The sequence below is a fragment of the Vibrio sp. 661 genome, from assembly GCF_033339315.1.
Classification (GTDB): domain Bacteria; phylum Pseudomonadota; class Gammaproteobacteria; order Enterobacterales; family Vibrionaceae; genus Vibrio; species Vibrio alginolyticus.
The window spans coordinates 35,106-56,253 of sequence record NZ_JAWOUJ010000004.1; the positions used below are offsets into that span (position 1 = coordinate 35,106).

18 protein-coding genes and 1 riboswitch are annotated in these 21,148 nt (G+C 46.1%); of the genes, 7 read left to right on the top strand and 11 right to left on the bottom strand.

The window, feature by feature from the left end:
* Positions 1–82 precede the first annotated feature (82 nt).
* Both R7P69_RS10285 and R7P69_RS10290 read left to right on the top strand, forming a co-directional pair.
* Entirely contained in the window at positions 83–2,662 is a 2,580-nt protein-coding gene (locus R7P69_RS10285; protein WP_017820274.1) for a TRAP transporter permease, read from the top strand.
* Positions 2,663–2,707: 45 nt separating this feature from the next.
* On the top strand, positions 2,708–3,145 hold the full coding sequence (locus tag R7P69_RS10290) for a universal stress protein (RefSeq protein ID WP_017820275.1): 438 nt from the start codon (positions 2,708–2,710) through the stop codon (positions 3,143–3,145).
* A 63-nt stretch (positions 3,146–3,208) separates the two neighbouring features.
* Here the strand turns inward: R7P69_RS10290 and R7P69_RS10295 are convergent, their stop codons facing one another.
* Positions 3,209–4,285, bottom strand: coding sequence for an alkene reductase (locus R7P69_RS10295; RefSeq protein WP_025768366.1), 1,077 nt, complete (start codon positions 4,283–4,285; stop codon positions 3,209–3,211).
* 92 nt (positions 4,286–4,377) lie between these two features.
* Here R7P69_RS10295 and R7P69_RS10300 point away from each other — a divergent pair, with 92 nt between their 5' ends.
* The gene (locus R7P69_RS10300; protein WP_005379650.1) at positions 4,378–5,325 is read left to right on the top strand and encodes a LysR family transcriptional regulator; all 948 of its coding nucleotides are present in this window, start codon (positions 4,378–4,380) and stop codon (positions 5,323–5,325) included.
* Between the two features lie 18 nt (positions 5,326–5,343).
* On the opposite strand, the gene thiQ is transcribed toward R7P69_RS10300, so the two are convergent.
* The 5 genes from thiQ to mpl form a co-directional block, all read right to left on the bottom strand.
* Positions 5,344–6,048, bottom strand: a complete 705-nt coding sequence (thiQ, locus tag R7P69_RS10305) for a thiamine ABC transporter ATP-binding protein (RefSeq protein ID WP_005379648.1) — start codon at positions 6,046–6,048, stop codon at positions 5,344–5,346.
* On the bottom strand, positions 6,048–7,634 hold the full coding sequence (gene thiP / locus R7P69_RS10310; protein ID WP_238952193.1) for a thiamine/thiamine pyrophosphate ABC transporter permease ThiP: 1,587 nt from the start codon (positions 7,632–7,634) through the stop codon (positions 6,048–6,050). Before thiP ends, thiQ begins: the two co-directional genes overlap by 1 nt.
* 41 nt (positions 7,635–7,675) lie before the next feature.
* Positions 7,676–8,668, bottom strand: coding sequence for a thiamine ABC transporter substrate binding subunit (thiB, locus tag R7P69_RS10315; RefSeq protein ID WP_238952192.1), 993 nt, complete (start codon positions 8,666–8,668; stop codon positions 7,676–7,678).
* A gap of 72 nt (positions 8,669–8,740) precedes the next feature.
* Positions 8,741–8,877: riboswitch (TPP riboswitch) on the bottom strand.
* 37 nt (positions 8,878–8,914) lie between these two features.
* The gene (locus R7P69_RS10320) at positions 8,915–9,553 is read right to left on the bottom strand and encodes a flavin prenyltransferase UbiX (protein WP_005379640.1); all 639 of its coding nucleotides are present in this window, start codon (positions 9,551–9,553) and stop codon (positions 8,915–8,917) included.
* A gap of 5 nt (positions 9,554–9,558) precedes the next feature.
* The gene (gene mpl, locus R7P69_RS10325) at positions 9,559–10,917 is read right to left on the bottom strand and encodes a UDP-N-acetylmuramate:L-alanyl-gamma-D-glutamyl-meso-diaminopimelate ligase (RefSeq protein ID WP_238952191.1); all 1,359 of its coding nucleotides are present in this window, start codon (positions 10,915–10,917) and stop codon (positions 9,559–9,561) included.
* Positions 10,918–11,229: 312 nt separating this feature from the next.
* On the opposite strand from mpl, the gene fbp reads away from it, so the two are divergent.
* Together fbp and ppa are read left to right on the top strand one after the other, a co-directional pair.
* Positions 11,230–12,246: a class 1 fructose-bisphosphatase gene (fbp, locus tag R7P69_RS10330; RefSeq protein ID WP_005383114.1), complete on the top strand. Its 1,017-nt coding sequence runs from the start codon at positions 11,230–11,232 to the stop codon at positions 12,244–12,246.
* A 127-nt stretch (positions 12,247–12,373) separates the two neighbouring features.
* Positions 12,374–12,904, top strand: coding sequence for an inorganic diphosphatase (gene ppa / locus R7P69_RS10335; protein ID WP_005379635.1), 531 nt, complete (start codon positions 12,374–12,376; stop codon positions 12,902–12,904).
* A 73-nt stretch (positions 12,905–12,977) separates the two neighbouring features.
* On the opposite strand, the gene R7P69_RS10340 is transcribed toward ppa, so the two are convergent.
* Genes R7P69_RS10340 through R7P69_RS10355 form a run of 4 tightly spaced genes read right to left on the bottom strand, consistent with a single transcriptional unit; the run spans position 12,978 to position 19,255 of the window.
* Positions 12,978–13,340 carry a DUF2799 domain-containing protein gene (locus R7P69_RS10340; protein ID WP_017633454.1) on the bottom strand — a complete coding sequence of 121 codons (363 nt, stop codon included), beginning with the start codon at positions 13,338–13,340 and terminating at the stop codon, positions 12,978–12,980.
* Between the two features lie 49 nt (positions 13,341–13,389).
* Positions 13,390–13,737, bottom strand: a complete 348-nt coding sequence (locus R7P69_RS10345; RefSeq protein ID WP_238952190.1) for a gamma-glutamylcyclotransferase — start codon at positions 13,735–13,737, stop codon at positions 13,390–13,392.
* 44 nt (positions 13,738–13,781) lie between these two features.
* Positions 13,782–17,546, bottom strand: coding sequence for a translocation/assembly module TamB domain-containing protein (locus R7P69_RS10350; protein ID WP_064368957.1), 3,765 nt, complete (start codon positions 17,544–17,546; stop codon positions 13,782–13,784).
* The gene (locus R7P69_RS10355) at positions 17,543–19,255 is read right to left on the bottom strand and encodes an autotransporter assembly complex protein TamA (protein WP_005379622.1); all 1,713 of its coding nucleotides are present in this window, start codon (positions 19,253–19,255) and stop codon (positions 17,543–17,545) included. The genes R7P69_RS10350 and R7P69_RS10355 overlap by 4 nt, the downstream gene beginning before the upstream one ends.
* A gap of 167 nt (positions 19,256–19,422) precedes the next feature.
* Between R7P69_RS10355 and msrA the strand changes: the two genes are divergently transcribed.
* A complete protein-coding gene (gene msrA / locus R7P69_RS10360) occupies positions 19,423–20,061 on the top strand; it encodes a peptide-methionine (S)-S-oxide reductase MsrA (RefSeq protein WP_017633451.1) in 639 nt (212 codons plus the stop codon).
* 70 nt (positions 20,062–20,131) lie between these two features.
* Here the strand turns inward: msrA and R7P69_RS10365 are convergent, their stop codons facing one another.
* Positions 20,132–20,332, bottom strand: a complete 201-nt coding sequence (locus R7P69_RS10365) for a DUF1107 domain-containing protein (protein WP_005379612.1) — start codon at positions 20,330–20,332, stop codon at positions 20,132–20,134.
* Between the two features lie 215 nt (positions 20,333–20,547).
* Here R7P69_RS10365 and R7P69_RS10370 point away from each other — a divergent pair, with 215 nt between their 5' ends.
* Entirely contained in the window at positions 20,548–21,099 is a 552-nt protein-coding gene (locus R7P69_RS10370; RefSeq protein WP_005379610.1) for a YtfJ family protein, read from the top strand.
* Positions 21,100–21,148: the final 49 nt, after the last annotated feature.

Below are 21,148 nucleotides of genomic sequence, written 5' to 3' on the forward strand. Positions count from 1 at the left end.
GCTCCATTCACTACACTGATAGAGGCGAAGTGTGGTTCTCGATAAAAATCAGACAGGACCATCAATAATAAGGAAAAAGTACATGGCGACGAATCAAGCTCCGTCACAAGATGTGCAAGAAATGGTGGCTCAGGCAGACACAGGTGCACGTAGCCCTTCAGGAATGCAAGGACGAATCCTTTGGTTTGTTCCTCTGTGTTGGTCACTATTTCAATTATGGTACGCATCCCCGTTACCATTTATTTTCAATTTTGGCGTACTGAACGACACGGAAGCGCGATCTATCCACCTTACTTTCGCGATCTTTTTGGCTTTCACTGCTTATCCAGCGATGAAGAATTCTCCTCGCGATCATATCCCTCTTGTTGATTGGATACTCGCGTTGGCTGGCAGCTTTTCAGCAGCCTATATATACCTTTTTTATACCGAGCTAGCAGGACGCTCAGGCGCACCGACAACGGTTGATATCGTTGTTGCTGTTATCGGTATGCTCCTCCTTTTAGAAGCAACACGCCGAGCACTTGGTCCACCATTAATGGTCGTGGCTGCTGTTTTCCTTACTTACACCTTTGCAGGCCCTTACATGCCTGACGTTATCGCGCACAAAGGGGCAAGCTTGAACAAGGCCATGTCTCACTTGTGGCTAACAACTGAAGGCGTATTTGGGGTTGCGCTAGGTGTTTCTACCTCTTTTGTCTTCTTGTTTGTATTGTTTGGAGCAATGCTGGAACGCGCTGGTGCTGGTGCTTACTTCATTAAAGTTGCCTTCTCGTTACTTGGCCATATGAAAGGTGGTCCAGCTAAAGCGGCCGTTGTTGCATCAGGTTTATCTGGTCTGGTTTCTGGTTCTTCAATCGCAAACGTAGTAACAACTGGCACCTTTACGATTCCACTGATGAAGCGTGTTGGCTTTCCCGGCACAAAAGCGGGTGCGGTAGAGGTAGCGGCTTCAACCAATGGTCAGTTAACACCGCCAATCATGGGTGCAGCAGCATTTTTGATGGTGGAATACGTCGGTATCTCCTACGTTGAGGTGATTAAAGCCGCCCTACTTCCAGCGCTAATCTCTTATATTGCTTTAATTTACATTGTTCACCTTGAAGCGTGTAAAGCAGGCATGACAGGCCTTCCTCGTCGCCACAACCCAACACTAGTACAAAGTCTGCTGTCCTTTACTGGTACAATCTTAGGATTGTGTGTGATCAGCGCATTGGTTTACTACGGAGTGGGTTGGACAAAGGACGTCTTTGGTGATGCCGCGACACCAATTGTTACCGTCGCACTATTAATCGCGTACGTTGGGTTGGTGAAAGTCTCAGCAAATCACGTGCAAGATGGCGCAATTGAGATTGATGCAGAATTAACAGAAGTACCTGATCCTGGCCCAACCGTTAAGTCAGGCTTGCACTACCTACTCCCTATCGTCGTATTAGTTTGGTGTTTGACTGTCGAACGTTTCTCACCTGGCCTTTCGGCATTCTGGGCAACGGTATTCATGATTTTCATTTTGCTTACTCAACGTCCGTTGATTGCACTGCTGTCAAAGCAAGGTGACATGCTTCAGCAAACCAAAGATGGCTTTGTCGATCTTGCCGAGAGCTTAGTTTCTGGTGCGCGCAATATGATTGGTATCGGCGTTGCAACCGCGGCAGCGGGCACCGTTGTTGGTGTTGTTACACTAACGGGTATCGGCCTAGTGATGACCGACTTCGTCGAGTTTATCTCTGGTGGCAGTATCATTCTTATGCTGCTGTTTACCGCCATCATTAGCTTGGTTCTGGGGATGGGTCTGCCAACAACGGCGAACTATATCGTGGTCTCTACTCTAATGGCGCCGGTTATTGTTACGCTCGGCGCAGCGCATGGCTTGATTATTCCGTTGATAGCGGTGCACTTGTTCGTTTTCTACTTTGGTATTTTAGCCGACGATACCCCACCTGTAGGTCTTGCCGCTTTTGCAGCAGCAGCAATTGCGAAATCAGATCCAATTCGTACCGGTATCCAAGGTTTTACTTACGATATTCGAACCGCTATTTTGCCGTTCATGTTTGTGTTCAATACCCAGCTATTGTTAATGGGGATCGACTCTTGGTGGCATTTGGCACTCACGGTCATCTCATCGATCATTGCAATGCTGATTTTCTCTGCGGCAACTCAAGGGTGGTGGTTCACGCGTAACAAGTGGTGGGAAACAGTCCTATTATTAGTACTGACGTTTTCGTTTTTCCGTCCAGGTTTTTGGTGGGACATGCTGTACCCAGCGAAAGTTCTTTCTCCTGGCGTTGAGGTAGCTCAAATCACGGAAACACTAAATGTAGGAGAATCATTGGAGTTACGTGTTGCCGGTGAAAACCTTGAGGGCGACTACATTGAGAAAACGGTTCGTCTTCCATTCGAAGACAGTGCGACAACAGCAGACGCACGTATTTCATCTATGGGTCTGATGCTGACCGAAAGTGACAACAAAATGATTGTCGATATGGTTGAATTTGGTAGTCCAGCAGAGTCCGCAGGTATCGACTTTGATTGGGAAATCAAGTGGGTTATCCAGGATGCAGACCGTCCGATGAAAGAGTGGGTGTTTGTACCATGCTTAATGATTTTGCTGGTGCTTGCCATGAACCAAAAACGTCGTGCTCGTAAGGAACAATTGAGCGCATAACCGATTTGGCCCCGAGGATAAAGGGGCCTTAATGAGAGACATTGAATGTACAAACAAATTCTTGTTCCGGTTGATCTAAATGACCAAGGCTTTTCAGACCGAGCAGTTGAACTAGCGGTTTGGCAGGCAAAGCAAGCAAATGCTCAAATCCATCTTCTGACGGTACTACCTGGTATTCACATGTCGATGGTTGCCACATACTTTCCGAAAGATGCTGCAGCCAAAATGAAGCAAGACGTGAAGCAGCAACTAAAAGCTTTCGCTAATGAGCATATTGCTGAAGATGTGGTTTACCAAGTGCATGTTGCTGAAGGCAAGGCCTACGCGACCATTCTTGATTATGCAGAACGTTTAGGCGCTGATCTCATCATTATGCCAAGCCACAAACGCTCTAAAATCAATAAAGTAATGCTTGGCTCTGTCGCGAGTAAGGTTGTGGAATATTCTCCAATCAATGTGATGGTCGTAAAACCGCAAGGCTAAGTAAATACAGAAACGAAAAAGGACGCTAACATTAGCGTCCTTTTTATATTAAACAAGTAAGAGTTATGCCATCACTGGGTAATCGGTATAACCTTCTGCTCCACCCAAATAAAAGTGTTCTGGTTTCGCCTCATTAAGAGGTGCATTTTTCTTAAATCGCTCAACTAAATCTGGGTTTGCGATAAAGGGAACGCCAAATGCGACCACATCAACTTTGTTTTCTGCAATTGCTGTTGCCGCTTCTTGTGCACTGTAGCCCACGTTCGCCATTAAGTGACCTTGATAGTTTTCGCGTGCTGGCTTGAGAACATCTGCTTTTTGTACGCCTTTCAGATCCGCACGCATCACGTGCCAATAAGCAAGATCGAAAGAATTAAGTTGCTCTGCTAAGTAACGCACCAAACCAACTGGATCACTGTCTTTCATGTCATTAAATCCATTTAGCGGAGATGTACGCAGACCGACTCTTCCGGGTCCCCACACCTCAACGACTTCTTTCACTATCTCAAGTAAAAATCGAGCACGATTTTCAACCGAGCCACCGTATTCATCGGTACGTAAATTTGAGCCGTCACGAAGGAAGTTATCAATAAGATAACCATTGGCGCCATGTATCTCGACCCCATCAAAGCCGGCTTTCTTGGCGTTTTCTGCACCTTGTTTAAACGCCGCAACAATGGAAGCTATCTCATCCACTTCGAGTGCTCGTGGTACCGTATATGCTTGCTTACCCGAAGGGGTATGGACTAATTCATCACGAATGGCCAATGCGCTCGCCGCTACAGGTGTTTTTCCTTCATTCAGATCAGGATGACAAGCTCGTCCCGCATGCCAAATTTGCAGTACAATCTTACCGCCTCTCTCATGAACCGCATCCGTTACCTTTTTCCAAGCTGCGATTTGCTCTTCGTTGTAAATGCCCGGCTCTGCCATGAAAGCAGACGTACCTTCCATCACCATGGTGCATTCAGCAATGATAAGTCCGGCACTCGCACGTTGAGCGTAGTATTCAACCATAAGGTCATTAGGAATATGGTCTGCGCCAGCACGAGCTCGCGTTAAAGGCGCCATAATGGCACGGTTATCTAATGCTAATTGACCGAGTTCGATAGGAGAAAATAAGTCTACAGAGTTGGACATGGTGTTTACCTCAAATGACAATAACTTGATGGCTAAGGATGAGGTGCCAGACTATAATCAGATTAATATTGAAACAATATGGATAATTGAAAGTGATTGTTCGCAATTTAGAAACAATTGACTTTAGAACGCTTTCTATCTTTGTCACAAGCTGTCGACTACTGAGCTTAACCAAGTGCGCGCTGGAGTTAAACCTACCAAAATCTACTGTTAGTAAAGCCATAACCAAACTCGAACAACACTTTGAAGCCAAACTGCTAGAGCGCACAACCCGAAAGTTAGTGATCACCGAAGCTGGCCAAATGGTTTTAGAGCGTGCTGCAAGCTTAGTTGAGGAATTCCACTCAATTGGCCATGACGTACAGGAGATGGAACAACAGATCCAAGGCCGGCTGCGTATTTCCGCGCCACCAGCGTTGGATGCGTATATGGCGGAACACATCTTTTTGCCATTTTTAAAACAATGGCCAAAAGTACAAATTGCGTTAGAAGCATCGAACGATTTTGTTGATCTGTTTTCACACGGCTTTGATATGGCAATTCGAGTCGGTCAGATAGTTGATGATCGATTGATCGCAAAAAAATTAGGCTATACCACTCGAGTCCTGGCTGCTAGCCCTGAGTATTTAGCTGAGTTCGGCGTACCTGAAACGCCAGAAGATCTGACAAAACACAACTGTTTGAGGTATCAATATGTTTCAGAAATAGGGCCTTGGACGCTGATCTCACACGATAATACCGTCAATGTTTCAATAACCAGTAACTTCTCAAGTACAACTGTAGAAGCAATATTGAAAGGCGCACTTAAAGGACTAGGCATCGCTAACTTACCTGTGCAGAACATGACGCAAGAGCTAGAAAGTGGCACCTTAGTCAGAGTGTTACCGCAATGGCACACGGTACCAATGCCTATTTATTTAGTCTATCGTCCTGGAGCAAACCGCCCACGGCGTGTACAAGCAATGATTGACCATATCATGAGCTTAAGATCTCAATTTGAATTTGGACCTCGGCATGGTTTGTGTTGCGGAGAAGCATAACCTAGCAACTATCAGGCACTAGCATGCTGCTCGGATAAATGCCGCAAGCTTCTCACTAGCATGCTGTTCACTCAATGCAGACATATCACCCGCGGCTTCCACTTTACCATCTGCCACAAACACAAAGTGGCTGGCAATCGCTTTGGCATCGCTTAAATGGTGCGTGACCATCAATACGGTTATTCCCCGCTCTGCTGCGAGTTTTTTTACCAAGCTCAGCATCTCTTCACGCAACACCGGATCAAGCGCCGAGAACGGCTCATCCAATAGCCACATGGGATGAGGCTGAACAAAACAACGCGCTAAGGCAACACGTTGACGCTGGCCACCAGAAAGATGCTCTGGCAAACGGTCGAGGTACTCTGCAACACCAACTTGCTGCGCGGCTTGTTCAATCTGACGATTTTGGTCCACCGTAAGCTTTAGCCCTGGGTGTAAGCCCAAACCGATGTTGTCACGCACCGATAAGTGAGCAAACAAATTGTGCTCTTGGAACAACATAGAGAACGGACGCAGATAAGGCTCTTTACGCACAATGGACTCACCATCAACACAAATATCACCACGGTCAGGATGGATGAATCCTGCCACCAACGCCAGCAAGGTTGACTTCCCTGCCCCACTTGGTCCCATCAGCGACACAATCTGTCCTTGCTCAATCGTTAAGTCAAAACGAAACAGTTCACGTTGGTAGGTGTACTGCACATCATCCAACACTAACATTACGCTCTCTCCTTCGTTTTCAATACTTTCTCAATCAAGGCAAAACAGCCCACACTCAACAACAATAAGGTCACCGATACCACCGCAGCCGCGTCCATCTGATAGCTGCCAAGCAGCTGGAATAAATACAGAGGTAAAGTGCGGAACTCTTGTCCGCCAAACAACGCAATAGCACTTAAATCGCCAATCGCAAACATAAAGCTGATCGCAAACGCATGTGCAAACGGCTTGCGTAGCGCCTGCCACTCCACCACTTTAAACCGTTGCCAGCCACGCATGCCTAAGCTGGCACATACATACTGATACTGTTGTTCAATGTGCAGCATTGGCTGCGCTAGCGTTTTGATCACGTAAGGCAAAGCCATCAAACCGTTCACCAAAATCACGACAAAAAATGCCAAGCTAAAAACATCGGTAAATGCGCGCAGTAGTAAGAATAAACCGGTGCTGATCACCAGACCTGGAGTCACCAAAATAACGGTGCCGATTAACTCAATCTGATCGGCTCGCGTGTTTTTGTACTGCAACCGCCAACGGCGACTGGTCAATAGTATGGACACCCCTGCAGCGACCGCAAGCGCGCTAGCGACACAGGCGACTTTGAGGGAGTTCAATAGCGCAGACCAAAAACGCTCATCGGTTAATACTGTCCAAACTTGTTGGTTGATGCCACTCAGTAACACCATCAATAACGGCGGTATTACCAGTAAAAAGGCACCTATGATCCAAAAGCTATCCCAAGCTTTTGACCACCCATGATCCTTCGTTAAATATTGCTGTACCGATGTGCTTCCAACACTGATAGAAACAGGCCTTGTTAACTTCTGCACTCCAATAGCAAGCAGTCCACATAACAGCATCTGCCACAGCGCCAATAACGCCCCAGCTTGTAAATCAAAATCAAACTTAATCGCTTGGTAAATGGCCAATTCAATGGTGGTGGATTTTGGCCCGCCCCCCAACGCCATTACAGTGGCAAAACTGGTAAAGCACAACATAAACACCAACCCACAAACGTGGGGAAGCTGCTGCCTTAAACGCGGCCATTCTACCCAGCGAAACTTATCCCAATGGCTCATCCCAAGATGCGCGCAAAGCTTATGCTGCTCGGCAGGAATAGACTCCAAGGCTTGCAGAAGCAATCGTGCCGCGTAAGGTAAATTAAAGAACACATGGGCGAGTAAAATGCCGTTCAAACCGTAAATAGAGAATGGCAGTTTAGTGTCGAAACTTTGCAACCACTGCGCCAACAAACCACTGTTGCCATAAATCGCTAACAGCCCAAAAACACCAACCAAAACCGGCAAAACCAGTGTCGATGCAAACAGCTTAAGCAGTAATGATTTACCAATAAATTGGCGACGCGAAAGTGCGTGCGCTACTGGAATGGCAAAGCCAACACTGAGCAATGTGGAAAGAAACGCTTGGTAGAAACTGAACTTGGTGACATGTTGATAGTACGGGTCGCCCCATACCACAGACACATCAAGTGAAGGGGCTTGAACAATCAAAGCACCTAGGGCAGAAATAACAAAGGTCGCGATGATCATCGCGACCCCTAAACCTATTTTTGGAACAGAATTCAAAGGTAAAACCTATCTCATTCAGATGAGGATGGAAACGTCAGCTAAAACGTCAATGCGCTTTGCCATTCGCGAATCCAAGACTTACGCATTTTTGCCACTTCATCAGCACTAAAACTCAACGACTTGCTTGGAACACTCAAAGTTTCAAAACCTTTAGGTAACTCAACTTCAGTGACTGGGTACATCCAGTTACCCGTTGGCATCGCCGATTGGAACTCATCACTTAAAATGAAACTCATAAATTGATCAGCAAGTTCTGAATTTTTTGCCCCTTTCACTTTGGCGGCTACTTCAACTTGCATGTAGTGGCCTTCAGCAAAATTCGCCGTCGCAAACTTCGAATCGTTTTCCGCAATTAAGTGGTACGCAGGTGAAGTGGTGTAAGAAAGCACTAAATCGGACTCACCATTGAGGAACATAGAATACGCCTCAGACCAACCTTTCGTGACCGTTACGGTTTTGCTCGCTAGCTTCTGCCACGCTTGCGTCACATCGTCGCCATAAATAGATTTCATCCATAGCATTAAGCCTTGGCCCGGCGTTGAAGTCCGCGGATCTTGGTAAATCACTTTCAGATCGTCGCGCGTTTCCACCAGCTCTTTCATGCTTTTCGGCGGATTAGCCAGTTTCTCTTTGTTGTATACAAACGCGAAGTAGCCGTAATCGTACGGTACAAACGTCGTGTCACTCCAACCGTTTGGTAACACTGTGTTAGCCGTATCCACATTGTGCTCGGCAAGCAGACCGGTTTTCTTCGCTTCTGCCATCAGATTGTTATCCAAACCTAATACGATGTCCGCTTTGCTATTACCGCCTTCAAGACGAAGACGATTCAGAATCGACACGCCATCGTCCAACGCTACGAAGTTAACGTCACAGCCACATTTTGCTTCAAAAGCTTGCTCGATTTTAGGACCCGGCCCCCAATCTGCGGCAAAAGAGTCGTAGGTATAGATGGTTAATGTGTTTTCAGCGGCAAACGCTGAAGTAGAGGTGATTGCAGCTAAGGCAATCAGATTTAGAGTGGGTTTCACTGCTCGCTCTCCATGAGTATTTCAGAGAAATAAGTTGAGCGGCACAGGGTTTGAGGCGGCTATTAAGGACTTCCAATATCCAGACTCAATTCCTACGCCAGCATTATCTGGTTCAGGTAATACGGGTCCCTAGTTAAACACTTAGGTCTCAGCGCCCCAATGCATTGATTGACTCAATGCTAAATGGGTTTGCTCCCCGATGAGTTGGATGGATTGTAAAGGTATTTGAGTGGTTACACAATCAGCTCACGAGCGCTGGTCATAACCCCAACGAGGCACCAAACCTTGCTCAATACCTAAGTGGTCAAGAATTCTCGCCACCATAAAATCCACTAAGTCTTCAATACTCTTTGGCTGATGATAGAAGCCTGGAGCTGCTGGCATGATGGTGACGCCCATTTGCGACAGTTTGTGCATGTTCTCCAGATGTAGCGTTGAAAATGGTGTTTCGCGAACCACGAGCAACAGCTGCCCGCGCTCTTTCATTACCACATCAGCGGCCCGCTCGATCAAGTTATCTGACATACCATGCGCAATCGCTGCAACGCTTCCCGCAGAACATGGGCAAACCACCATTTGCTTTGGTGCAGCAGAACCAGACGCAACCGGTGAGAACCAGTCATCTTTACCGCAAACGGTGATGTTATTTCGATTGCAGTTCAGGTGCTCTACCAATGCTTGCTGCGCCGCTTCTGGGCCACTTGGTAGCTTAAGATTATGCTCGGTTGCCATCACAACACGAGCCGCCGAAGAAATCAGAACGTAGACATGATAATCCGCCGCAACCAAGCATTCTAAAAGACGAAGGCCGTAGGGAGCACCAGAAGCACCCGTTAATGCCAACGTGATGGCTTTTTTATGAGAGGGTTGTGTTTTGTTTTGCATATCAATCAGGCTTTTTGTTTTAACTGCTCAAGAAGTTTTCCGTGAATACCACCAAAGCCACCGTTGCTCATGACTAGAATTTGGTCACCTGGTCGCGCACGTTCGACGATCTTGGCTACAAAGTTATCTATATCCGCATCGACAAACGCTGGCTGTGTGCATTGGTCGGCAATGTCTTGCACAGACCACTCGATATTATCTGGCTGGAACAAGAAGACTTCATCTGCACTGTGTAGTGACTCTGCAAGTGTGTTTTTGTGTACGCCACGCTTCATGGTAGCAGAACGCGGCTCTAACACAGCAAGGATGCGTTTTTCACCTACCTTGTTACGCAAACCACCGACAGTAAGTTCAATTGCCGTTGGGTGATGCGCAAAATCATCGTAAACCGTCACACCTTGTTCTTCACCTTTCAGCTCTAAACGGCGCTTGGTATTGATGAAACGCCCTAATGCCTGGCAAGCAAGATCCGGAGTGACTCCAACATGTCGTGCAGCAGCGATTGCCATCAGCGCATTATCCACATTGTGGTCACCCACCAAATTCCATTCGACGGTACCAACCTTCTCGCCTTGCAACGCAACGTCAAATTTTGAGCCATCAAGCACTAATTTGTGCGCTTGCCAGTCACCATTCTCACCAGAGAACTGTTTTTCAGTCCAGCAGCCACGCTCTAATACATCCGCTAACGCCTGATCTTTTCTCGGCGCTAAGATCAACCCATTGCCCGGTACAGTTCGCACTAAATGATGGAATTGGCGCTTGATCGCTTCTAGATCATCGAAGATGTCAGCATGATCAAACTCAAGGTTGTTCATGATTAAGGTTCGAGGATGGTAGTGCACAAACTTAGAACGCTTATCGAAAAAAGCACTGTCATATTCGTCCGCTTCAACGACAAAAAACATGCTTTCACCCAAACGAGCAGACACTCCGAAGTTACCGAGTACCCCACCGACTAAGAAACCCGGTTGATAACCACAATCTTCAAGTATCCAAGCAAGCATGCTCGACGTGGTCGTTTTCCCATGTGTACCCGATACCGCCAATACCCAACGATCATGCAGCAAAAACTCGTTGAGCCACTGCGGGCCAGAGGTGTAACGCATGTTAGTGTTGAGCACATGCTCGACACAAGGGTTGCCACGGCTCATCGCATTACCAATCACCACAAGATCTGGTTGGGGGGCGAGTTGAGACGGGTCAAAGCCTTCAATAATTTCAATACCTTGAGACTCAAGCAGTGTGCTCATTGGCGGATAAACGTTGGCATCAGAACCAGTGACTTTATGTCCTAATTGGCGCGCTAGAATCGCTGCGCCGCCCATAAATGTGCCACAGATACCCAAGATATGAATGTGCATAAACTAAACCTTGTAATGCGTTTTTTAATGCTTTCATTATCGCGATTACCGCCTGAAAAGCGAGTGACTTTAGCCTTCTTCTTGCAGTCCCTTTCACAAATATGACAAGGTTGAACACAGACTGTACAACCTCTTGCTTACTGATGAATCCCTCAAACAAGTCTACAAATAAATTGAGATCTCAAACAGTTACTTCATTACCATTAAAAAGATCTGCGACTTAAACTTACATCCAGCGCAATCGTTTAACATCCATAAAGAGATGCTCACTTGCGCACTACCCCCAATGAAATGAAAATGTAAGGATTAACCATGTCAGGACTGCGCACCCTAGGCGAGTTCATTGTCGAAAAACAAGCGGATTTCCCCCACGCTAGCGGTGATCTATCATCCCTTTTAGCCTCCATTCGTTTAGCTGCAAAAATCGTTAACCGCGAAATCAACGCAGCGGGTCTCGGTGATATCACTGGTGCTGTAGGCACGGAAAATGTCCAAGGTGAAGATCAGCAAAAGCTCGATGTTTACGCGAACGATAAGTTCAAAGCCGCGCTTGAAGCTCGTGACCAAGTGTGTGGCGTTGCCAGTGAAGAAGAAGACGAAGCAGTTGCGTTCAATAAAGAACTCAACCAAAACGCCAAATATGTAGTACTGATGGACCCACTTGATGGTTCTTCTAACATCGATGTGAACGTCTCTGTTGGTACTATCTTCTCGATTTACCGTCGTGTTTCTCCAATCGGTACTCCACCAACTGAAGAAGACTTCCTACAACCTGGTCACAAACAAGTGGCTGCGGGCTACGTAATTTACGGCTCCTCCACCATGTTGGTATACACAACAGGTAACGGCGTAAACGGCTTTACTTACGACCCATCTATCGGCAGCTTCTGTCTTTCTCATGAAAACATGATGATTCCTGATGATGGTAAGATCTACTCCATCAACGAAGGTAATTACATTCGTTTCCCTCAAGGGGTGAAGAAGTACATCAAGTACTGCCAAGAAAACGTGCCAGAAGACGGTCGCCCATACACTTCTCGCTACATTGGCTCGCTGGTTGCTGATTTCCACCGCAACCTACTGAAAGGCGGTATCTACCTTTACCCAAGCACACAAAGCCACCCACAAGGCAAGCTACGCCTGCTTTACGAATGTAACCCTATGGCATTCCTCATTGAGCAAGCTGGCGGCATTGCATCGGACGGCGTGAATCGCATTATGGACATCAAGCCTACTGAGTTGCACCAGCGTGTACCTTTCTTTGTGGGTTCGAAGAACATGGTTCGCAAAGTTGAAGAGTTCCTTGAACTGCACCGCGACGAAGAATAATTTCAGACCTTTGTCCAACGCGGCAGGTGTTTACCTGCCGCGTTTTTGTCGCTAAAGTGAAACGCGAATTTATCATCAGATGAAGCCGCTTTTGTGTGACTCATCGTTAATGAAAAGGAATATTCTAATGAGCTTAAACCATGTACCAGCAGGCAAGTCGCTGCCTGAAGATATCTATGTCGTTATCGAAATTCCTGCAAATGCAGATCCAATCAAGTACGAAGTAGATAAAGACTCTGGTGCTGTATTTGTCGACCGTTTCATGTCTGCACCAATGTTCTACCCATGCAACTATGGCTATGTGAACAATACCCTGTCTCTTGATGGCGACCCAGTCGACGTATTGGTACCAACACCATACCCACTCATGCCAGGTTCAGTCATTCGCTGCCGTCCTGTTGGCGTTTTGAAGATGACAGATGAATCGGGTGAAGATGCAAAAGTGTTTGCGGTTCCCCACTCAAAAATCTCGAAAGAGTACGAGCACATCCAAGATGTGGACGATATTCCAGAACTACTGAAAGCGCAGATCACGCAATTCTTTGAGCGTTACAAAGAGCTTGAAGCAGGCAAATGGGTGAAAGTGGATGGTTGGGCAGATGTTGCTGCCGCTAAAGCTGAGATCCTAGAATCTTACGAGCGCGCTCAGAAAAAATAAGCATCACTGCTGATACAAAATTAAAAAGAGCTGCTCTAGGGCAGCTCTTTTGCTTTCATCTTACCTGTGTCAACTAGATAGGTGCGCCTGCTGAAGACATTCGTCCAGCGTCGTAGTCATGTTGAAAGAAGGGGTCAACATCATCACAAATGCCAAAATACGGACGCCCGATAACACCGAGCATATAAGCACTTTGCTCACAATACTCTTGTTTGCCTTGCTGGTAACCCGCTTGATAAGCCATTATCAGTTCTGGCGTCGCATGGTTAACATCATCCAGCTTCGCAATTCGCTCCTCAGATAACTCCCGTAATCCATCTAAAGCTGACTGCTTACCAAACACTTGCCAATCGGTCACATTATTCGAAGTCGGTAGTGTTGTTTGTGCGCATGCAGCAAGAAGCAACGCCATTACTCCAATTACGAATGCTTTCATCGTGACTCCTTAGTGTTTAGCTCGTTGCTATTGATAATGTCAGTATAGCTCACACCTTTTGACACCAATCGCCGGAAGCGATTTCTTCGGTTAATTGCTCATTATCTTGATATAAGTAGATCCAAGCTTGGCCAAAAGGCGTAACGATGCTCTCTCGGCGATATTCCACTGGCACATCTTCTAACCTATCTAGCTCGGATAAGGTTTCATCATCAATCAGATACACTTCACCTTGAATCGAGCGTTGCCCAACAGACAACGCTGGATAAGGGCCTAAGTCATACATTGCAAATTGAGCATCCGTTTCATGTAAACCAAGAAACTGCGCCGAGCGCAAATACTGATGGTTGTACTCTCCCTTGCGTAACGTGCCGTAGACAAAAATCAAATGCTGCATAACCACTCCTTAGTCATGACTGTGTATGCTTAGGTTAAAGCACTTTAATCGAACTCAAACTGATAGAGTAGGTCAACGGCGCTATCTACACCAGATACCGCTTCTAAATACAAGTCTTGCATCAATCGGTAACGCACAGTGAACTCACCTAGAGAGTTAAAGATGCCGACACCATATTTCACCTGCAAACCTGGCAGAATATAACCACTCACCGTCACTTGCGAATCATCGCCCGACCCAGCAGTGTCCAGCTGTAAATCTTGTACGCCAAAGGCTTCACCAATTTCACCAACCACACGACCACTCTTCGCCAAGCTTAAACCAATTAAGGTAGTCGTCATTGCATTACCACCGGCTTCACCATCAATATCTTGACCACGAAGTAGATAAGAAAGTGCATTGGCTTGGTTCATCGCGGGCTCTGAGAAAATTTCTATACTCGGATCAGATGCTGGGCCCGACACTTGTACCCCCGCAATGACATCATCTTGGGTATTGTCTGGATTACGAATCGCTTTGATAGACAAGTAAGGTTGATCTGGTGGACCATTCATCAGAATCTTACCTTCTTTAATCAATAAGTCCTGACCAAACGAACGATAAGAACCGTCGACAACATTCACTTCACCAACGATGAAAGGACCTTTGTCTTTTTGTGTCACGTTTAGGTTCCCTTTCAACCCACCTTTTAAACCAAAAGCGGCAAGTTGGAAGTCATCACCAATTTTAATGTTGATGTTCGTTTCCACATCAAACGGCATCGCAGCCACATCGTCCACTGGCTGCAAGTTTTTATCGAGAATAACGGTATCACTCGATACGCCTACCGCACTTGGTGGAAGCTCTTCGACGACAATTCTGCCCCATGGCAAATTAATATCACCCTCAATTTTCGCAAGCTGAGGAGTCACATCTATTGTCATGTCAGGCTCAACTTTGATTTTTACCATTGGAGGCAAATCAACATTGAGCTCTTTAGCAAATACACGCGCTTTAGTACGCCAGTTCTGTAAGTCCTGCCAGTCGGCATCACCGGTAACGTTCAACTCACCATCCGGGGTTAGAATTCCGGCATCCAAGTCCGCTTGATGGCCTTTAAAGTTGATGACGACCTGCCCTGAGTTTATATCTATCGGTGTGACTTCACCCTGTAGCTTCATTTGGTCAATCAAGAACTGACCATTCACCTTCGGATGCATGACGTCACCTGATATCGCTAGGTCAGTATTCATGTTTGCTTTAAACAAGCTGTACTCACCAATCAACGGTGCCAAGAAATCCAAGTGGAACGTAGAGAGTGAAACCTTACCATCAATAGTGGGCTTTTCAGACGAGACATTCAGTAAAGAAACCTTACCAGACAAGTCACCGTTATCTTTCACATCAAATAGCCACTCGGCATCAAGCTTGTCTTTCGCTAATGCTGCTTTAAAGTTGAAGCTTTCCCAACCGACTTTAATTGGCTGTTCAAGCGCTTGTTCAACTTGGCCTTTTGGCATATTGACACTTAAGGTTACTTCAGGCTTTTTCTCTGGTGCCCATTTAGCAAAAGCCTGTGCATTAACCGAGCCTTGCAGCTTGGTTTCTGGCGGCAGGAATTGTTTGATTTGGTCAAAATCAAAATCATTGATGGCTAACTTCGCCTGGCCACTCTTACCGACACTAATGTCTTCGGTTAGACATACGCTCGACTCCGCTTGCAACCAACAATGCGCTTGAACGTTCGCGATCTGTTTGTCGATATTGACCTTCACCGCGGTCGATTTTTGCAACGCCCACGGGCCTTGTTGCGAGCTCAGCGTCAAGCGGCGCAGCGCCCCATCCCAAATCATTTCTGGTTTCTGCTGGAATGTCCCTTCAATTTCTAAACTGGTCGACACCAGGTCAGATACTACATCGAGCGTCAGTTGATGCAGTTTTTCATCCCCAGAGACTTCAAGGTCAGCACTATCAACTTTTATGTCGTCATAGGTAATGTTGTTCGCAATTAGGCTTATGTTCGCTTTTGGTGCTGGCAGAGGCTTCACATCACCCTTTAAGGTGATCGTTTCTACGTTCGCCTGTTGCTGCCAGTTTATCTGATTTAAAGCGAGATCAAGATTGATGTCTGGTTCTTTCAAGCTACCACGTAGTGCGACTTTACCCTGCATTTTACCTGCAAGATCCGGAACACTTTTTGCAAAATCAGGGAAGTTAACCTCAACATCCATCAGAATTTGCTTATCTATCTTACCCTTTGCACTGAGTTGGTTTGGACCATGAGAAAGCGCTAAACCCTGAGTGGTAAGTTGGATGTCTTCGCCTTTGCCGTTCTTATCAGACGCTTCAAGTTGCCCTTCAACATTCAGCGGATACCCTCGCAAAATGCCGTCAATGTCTAACTTAGGCAAACTGACTTGCCAACCGCCTTGTTCTGTTAACGACCCCGAAGTCGAAAGGTTACCGCTGATATCCCCTTCTGCTTCTTTCCACTGCAATCCTGGTTGAATGTTCTTCAGGTTTAAGTCAGCTTGCCAGTTGATTGGCGCGGCCCAATTGGCCATGACTTTCCCAGAGAGTTCGCCCCCTAAGGTTTTCACTACAAGGCTTTCGAGGTCAATTTGCTCTAACGTACCTTTGCCGTTTAGTGCGACATCAACGGCGGGAATATCTTTGCCCGAAGCTTTGGTTTCTAATGCGACTTCGTAGCCATCAAGTGAGCCTTTTGCCGCCAAGCTTGGTACAGAAACCTGGTAATCGCTTTGTCCAAATAGCGGCCATTGCGCCTGTACATTTTTAATCGCGACATCAAACGGTAACTGCGTTTTAAGCGGTTGAATATCACCTTTGATCTCCGCTTGTACAAGCTCAGAAAGCGTAGCATTTAGTGACAAATCACCAACCGAACCCGAGACCGAAAGCGACAGTTTTTGTCCCTTCGCATCCGCTTGCTTCACTAACGCGTCCAATTGCGCTTTGATAGGGTAATCAGAAGAAAGCGTCACTTGTGTGCTCAACTTGCCTTCCACTTCTGGCATGTCGAGCTCTAACGTTTTGACATCAACACGCTCACCGCCTGCTCTTGCAACCAAACCAAGATGATTGACGATCACTGGCGTTTCACCCGCCAGTTTGAAATTGTGAATATCAAGACGACGCGCTTCAACCGTCAGTGGAATCCATACTTCGGGTAACACAATATCTTGCGGCGTAACGTCAGTTTCTTTCGGCTCCTCGGCAGCCGCTTCAGGTTCAGCCTCACTTGGTGCTAAAGCCACATTAATGTCTTTCAACGCGGTAGGTGCGATCACCAAACGATCACCCTGCATCGACAAAGCGGTCGAGAATGTTTGCCAATCAATTTGATTGCCCAGCACATTGACATTGATGTCATTAAAGCTGACTTTATTAACAAAAATTGGCACTGGCGTACTGATAGAACGCAGTGGTGGTGTTTCCTCTTGCTCCTCGCTTGCTGGCGGTAGCTCTGGCATCTTAAAGTCAAGCCCCTGCAGTCTTAACTCATCGACACAGACCTTAGGGTCAAAGAAACAGCGGAAGTTCACTGCCAATGCTAAACGCTCGACTTTGGCGTCGATATTCAAAGACTCATCGACAAAACTGACGTTATGCAGTTCGAAGCGAGGAAACAATGAACCCTGCACTTTTTCAATCTGCAATTGTGGTAGTGCTTTTTCGGCTCCCCACAAGGCAAATTTGAGGCCTGGGTGGGTAAATAAAACTGTCGCGACAATAATGATGAGCAACAGCAATAGACCAATCAAACTGAGCGACAGCCATTTGGTCCACTTAAACATCATTTTGATCATAGCTCAGGCCCCAATGAGAAGTGGATACGAAACTCTCGTTCTGGTTTTGCATCCAACCCCCATGCAAAATCAAAACTAACAGGGCCCACCGGAGACGCCCAGCGGATACCAACACCAGCACCTGATTTCCAATCTGGTGTTTCATTAAACGCATCACCAATATCGTAAAACGTTGCAGCCCACCAGTTTCCATAAACACGATATTGGTATTCTAATGTACTGCTAACAATGTATTTACCCCCCGTCAGGGCGCCACTCTCATCCACAGGTGAAATAGATTCATAGCCGTAACCACGAATATTATTGTCACCACCAGCGAAGAAACGCAGCGACGGTGATAGTTTTTCAAGTTCATCGGTAATATTCGCACCACCTTCTAAGCGGAACAAACCACGATGATTCTCTCCAATACCACGAATCCAAGAAGTCGAGCCAATTAAGCGGAGCACTCTAGTTTCAGAAAGCATAGCGGTATCACCATACTCAATAGTGATGCTTTGCTTGTCTCCCCACATTGGCATATTGCCCCCTCGAACCCTAGTCCGAGAAAATGTCGCACCTGGAAGTACGAAGTTGAATTCATCATCTTGTAAACCTTGCGTAAAGCTCTCGTACAAATGACGAACATAAACGGTATTATGCCAACCACCGTCTGCTAACCAATGACGCTCCACTGCAAGGTTAGACTCGATACTCTGCGTGTCACGGTTGTCTAGGTTTTTAAGCCCATATTGAACTTGATAATAATCGTTAGCGACATCTTCTAAAGGAATTTTGTAAGAAGCAGTCACGGTTTGCTCTGGCTTAGATAGGGATAAAGCGGTGTTGAAACTGTGTCCTCGGGAGCTCACCCAAGGTTTCTTCCACTTCAACGTTCCTCGAACGCCGACATCCGTTGAGTAACCAATACCCGTCTCGATCTGATTCTTCGAAGCAGGAGATAAAGACACTTTAATTGGCAAGTCTCGGCCATCATCAAGCCTATCCAATTCAGGCTCAACAAAAACTGAGGAAAACCACTCCGTATTTGATAGCTTCTGGTTAAACTCGCCCAGCTTCGAAACGTTGTATGGGTCCCCTTCTTTAAAAGGTTGTAGTGATGCGACACGGTCTTCCCAGATGTGGTTGCCAATAAAAGAAACGTCGCCAAAATTGAAACGTATTCCACTGCTGTAGTGCAAACGGACATTAGCTTCGTTCAGATCAGGGATAACCTCTAATCGACTTAGCGTAAACTCACCATTGAAGTAACCACGCTGAAGCGCCAAGTTACGAATGCCTGACTTAAGGGTGTCGTATTGGCCTTGATTCAAAACTTGACCAACTTTTAGCGGAGAGCGCTCAATAAGTTTTGCAAACTCTTCATCGTCCTTAGCCTCTCCAGTGATGACCACATCCATGACTTTCACTTTCACTGGCAAGCCCGGCTTGATGAGCACAATTAACTCATCATTCGCTTCAGGAATAGAGTATGAAATTTTTGCATGATAATACCCAAGCGCGTTAAGCGCTTCAGTGATACTTTGATCTAATCTCGCTTGAAAACGCAGAGAAGTGGAGTAATCCTTCTCTGGAATAGATGATAGATACGCACTGACATTCTCTTCTAAAGCGCCATCAATGCCTTTCAAAGTCAAAGAAACATCGGCATAGGCACCATGAGAAAAGGCAAACAGGCCAACAATGGTGGGGAGAGCTTTTTTTATCATGCTTTTATGGCTGAATGAGGTTAAGTAAACGTAAATAATGATAACGCCAATTAGATTCTAAGTCTGTAATATTAATAGGTTTAACGCGGTCTATGTCATCACAGCATCAGATACAGACGAAATGAAAAAGTTCGCAAATTTAAGACACGTATTGAAGGACAAATACCATGCTCAACAAACAAACATTGATCAGTATAGAAGATGCCTTGCCAGGTAGAGATCAACCAATGCAGATTGACGATCATCATTTTGTAAATAAATCTAACCTAAAGGCGCCTCTGACGTCACACCAACAGCAGATCTTGCTCGGAATGGGCTGTTTTTGGGGCGCTGAGCGCGTATTTTGGCAACTCGACGGCGTTGTATCTACTTCAGTCGGTTACGCTGGGGGTTACACACCCAATCCCACGTATGAAGAGGTCTGTACAGGTAAAACGGGTCATACAGAAGTCGTACGAGTCGTTTTCGATGAACGCGTCATCTCATTAGAAAAGCTACTGGCTGTTTTTTGGGAAAAACACGACCCAACTCAGGGAATGCGTCAAGGTAACGACTTAGGTACTCAATATCGTTCTGCAATTTACACTTATTCGACGGAGCAACTCGAGAGCGCAGAGAAATCGAAACTCTTGTATCAGCAAGCACTGCAAGAAGAGCAGCGCGCGAACATCACCACCGAAATACAACCAGCAGGTCCGTATTACTTTGCGGAAACCTACCACCAGCAATATTTGGCGAAAAACCCTGATGGTTACTGTGGCATCGGAGGAACGGGAGTTTGCTTCCCACCAAGCCTCCAAGGATAAACCTAACCAGCAACAAAAAGAGCGACCGATATGGTCGCTCTTTTCTAAATCTAAGTGGGTACCAAGCTAACTAAGCCGATAATGATGCTATCACTTGGTTGACTTCTTTAAAGATGGTGAGCCTTTTATGATCGTTGACGTCAGGTAGTAACACTTTGCCATTGTCGAACTGAAAACAGCCAACCCCAACAATAAAAAATTGACCTTTGAACAACGTTTTAACAAAACGGGCCACTTGTAATGGTCGATATACAGCAAACTCACGTAGCATAACTCACCTCAATTCCTTTGAGAAAACACGGATTGCTTATTTTTCCTCTGCAATCTTAATGCGCAATTTGCGACGGAACTCATTTTAGCAAATTCTAAATATAACGCAAGATTACACCACTCCATACGTTAAATAAATGTTATCAACGGTCCTACAAATTTCTAGGATCTGGATATATACTGGAAGCTTCCAAACCTCGTACGGAATATAACAATATGAAAACTAAGACTCTCCTACCTCTATTACTGGCCTTAACGCCAAGCTTGACCTTTGCACACAACTTGTCAGTGGGAAAAAGCGTTCCTCCTGTCAATGTTGCCGCTTACGGCGAGATTGTTTTACAAGGCGAAGGCGTTGCATACCAACCCTGGGCAACTCAACATATGCAAGGCAAAGTTCGTGTCATTCAAGCCATTGCAGGCCGTAGCAGTTCAAAAGAGATGAATGCCCCTTTAATGTCAGCAATAACAGCGGCAAATTTTCCACAAGAAAGCTACCAGACGACGACTATCATCAACCAAGATGATGCAATTTGGGGGACAGGCTCTTTCGTGAAGTCTTCAGCTCAAGACAGTAAAAAAGAGTTTCCTTGGTCATCCATGGTTCTTGATGAAAATGGCGTAGTTGCTAATACTTGGGACCTGAAAGAAGAAAGTTCGGCCATTATTGTTCAAGACAAAACGGGCAAAATTCTGTTCGTCAAAGAGGGCGCACTTGAGCAAGATGAGATAACAAAAGTCATTGAGCTTATTAAACAGAACATCTAGCTTCATTGAATGGCTCCTTGCTCTTGTTGTAAGGAGCTATATGAATTTG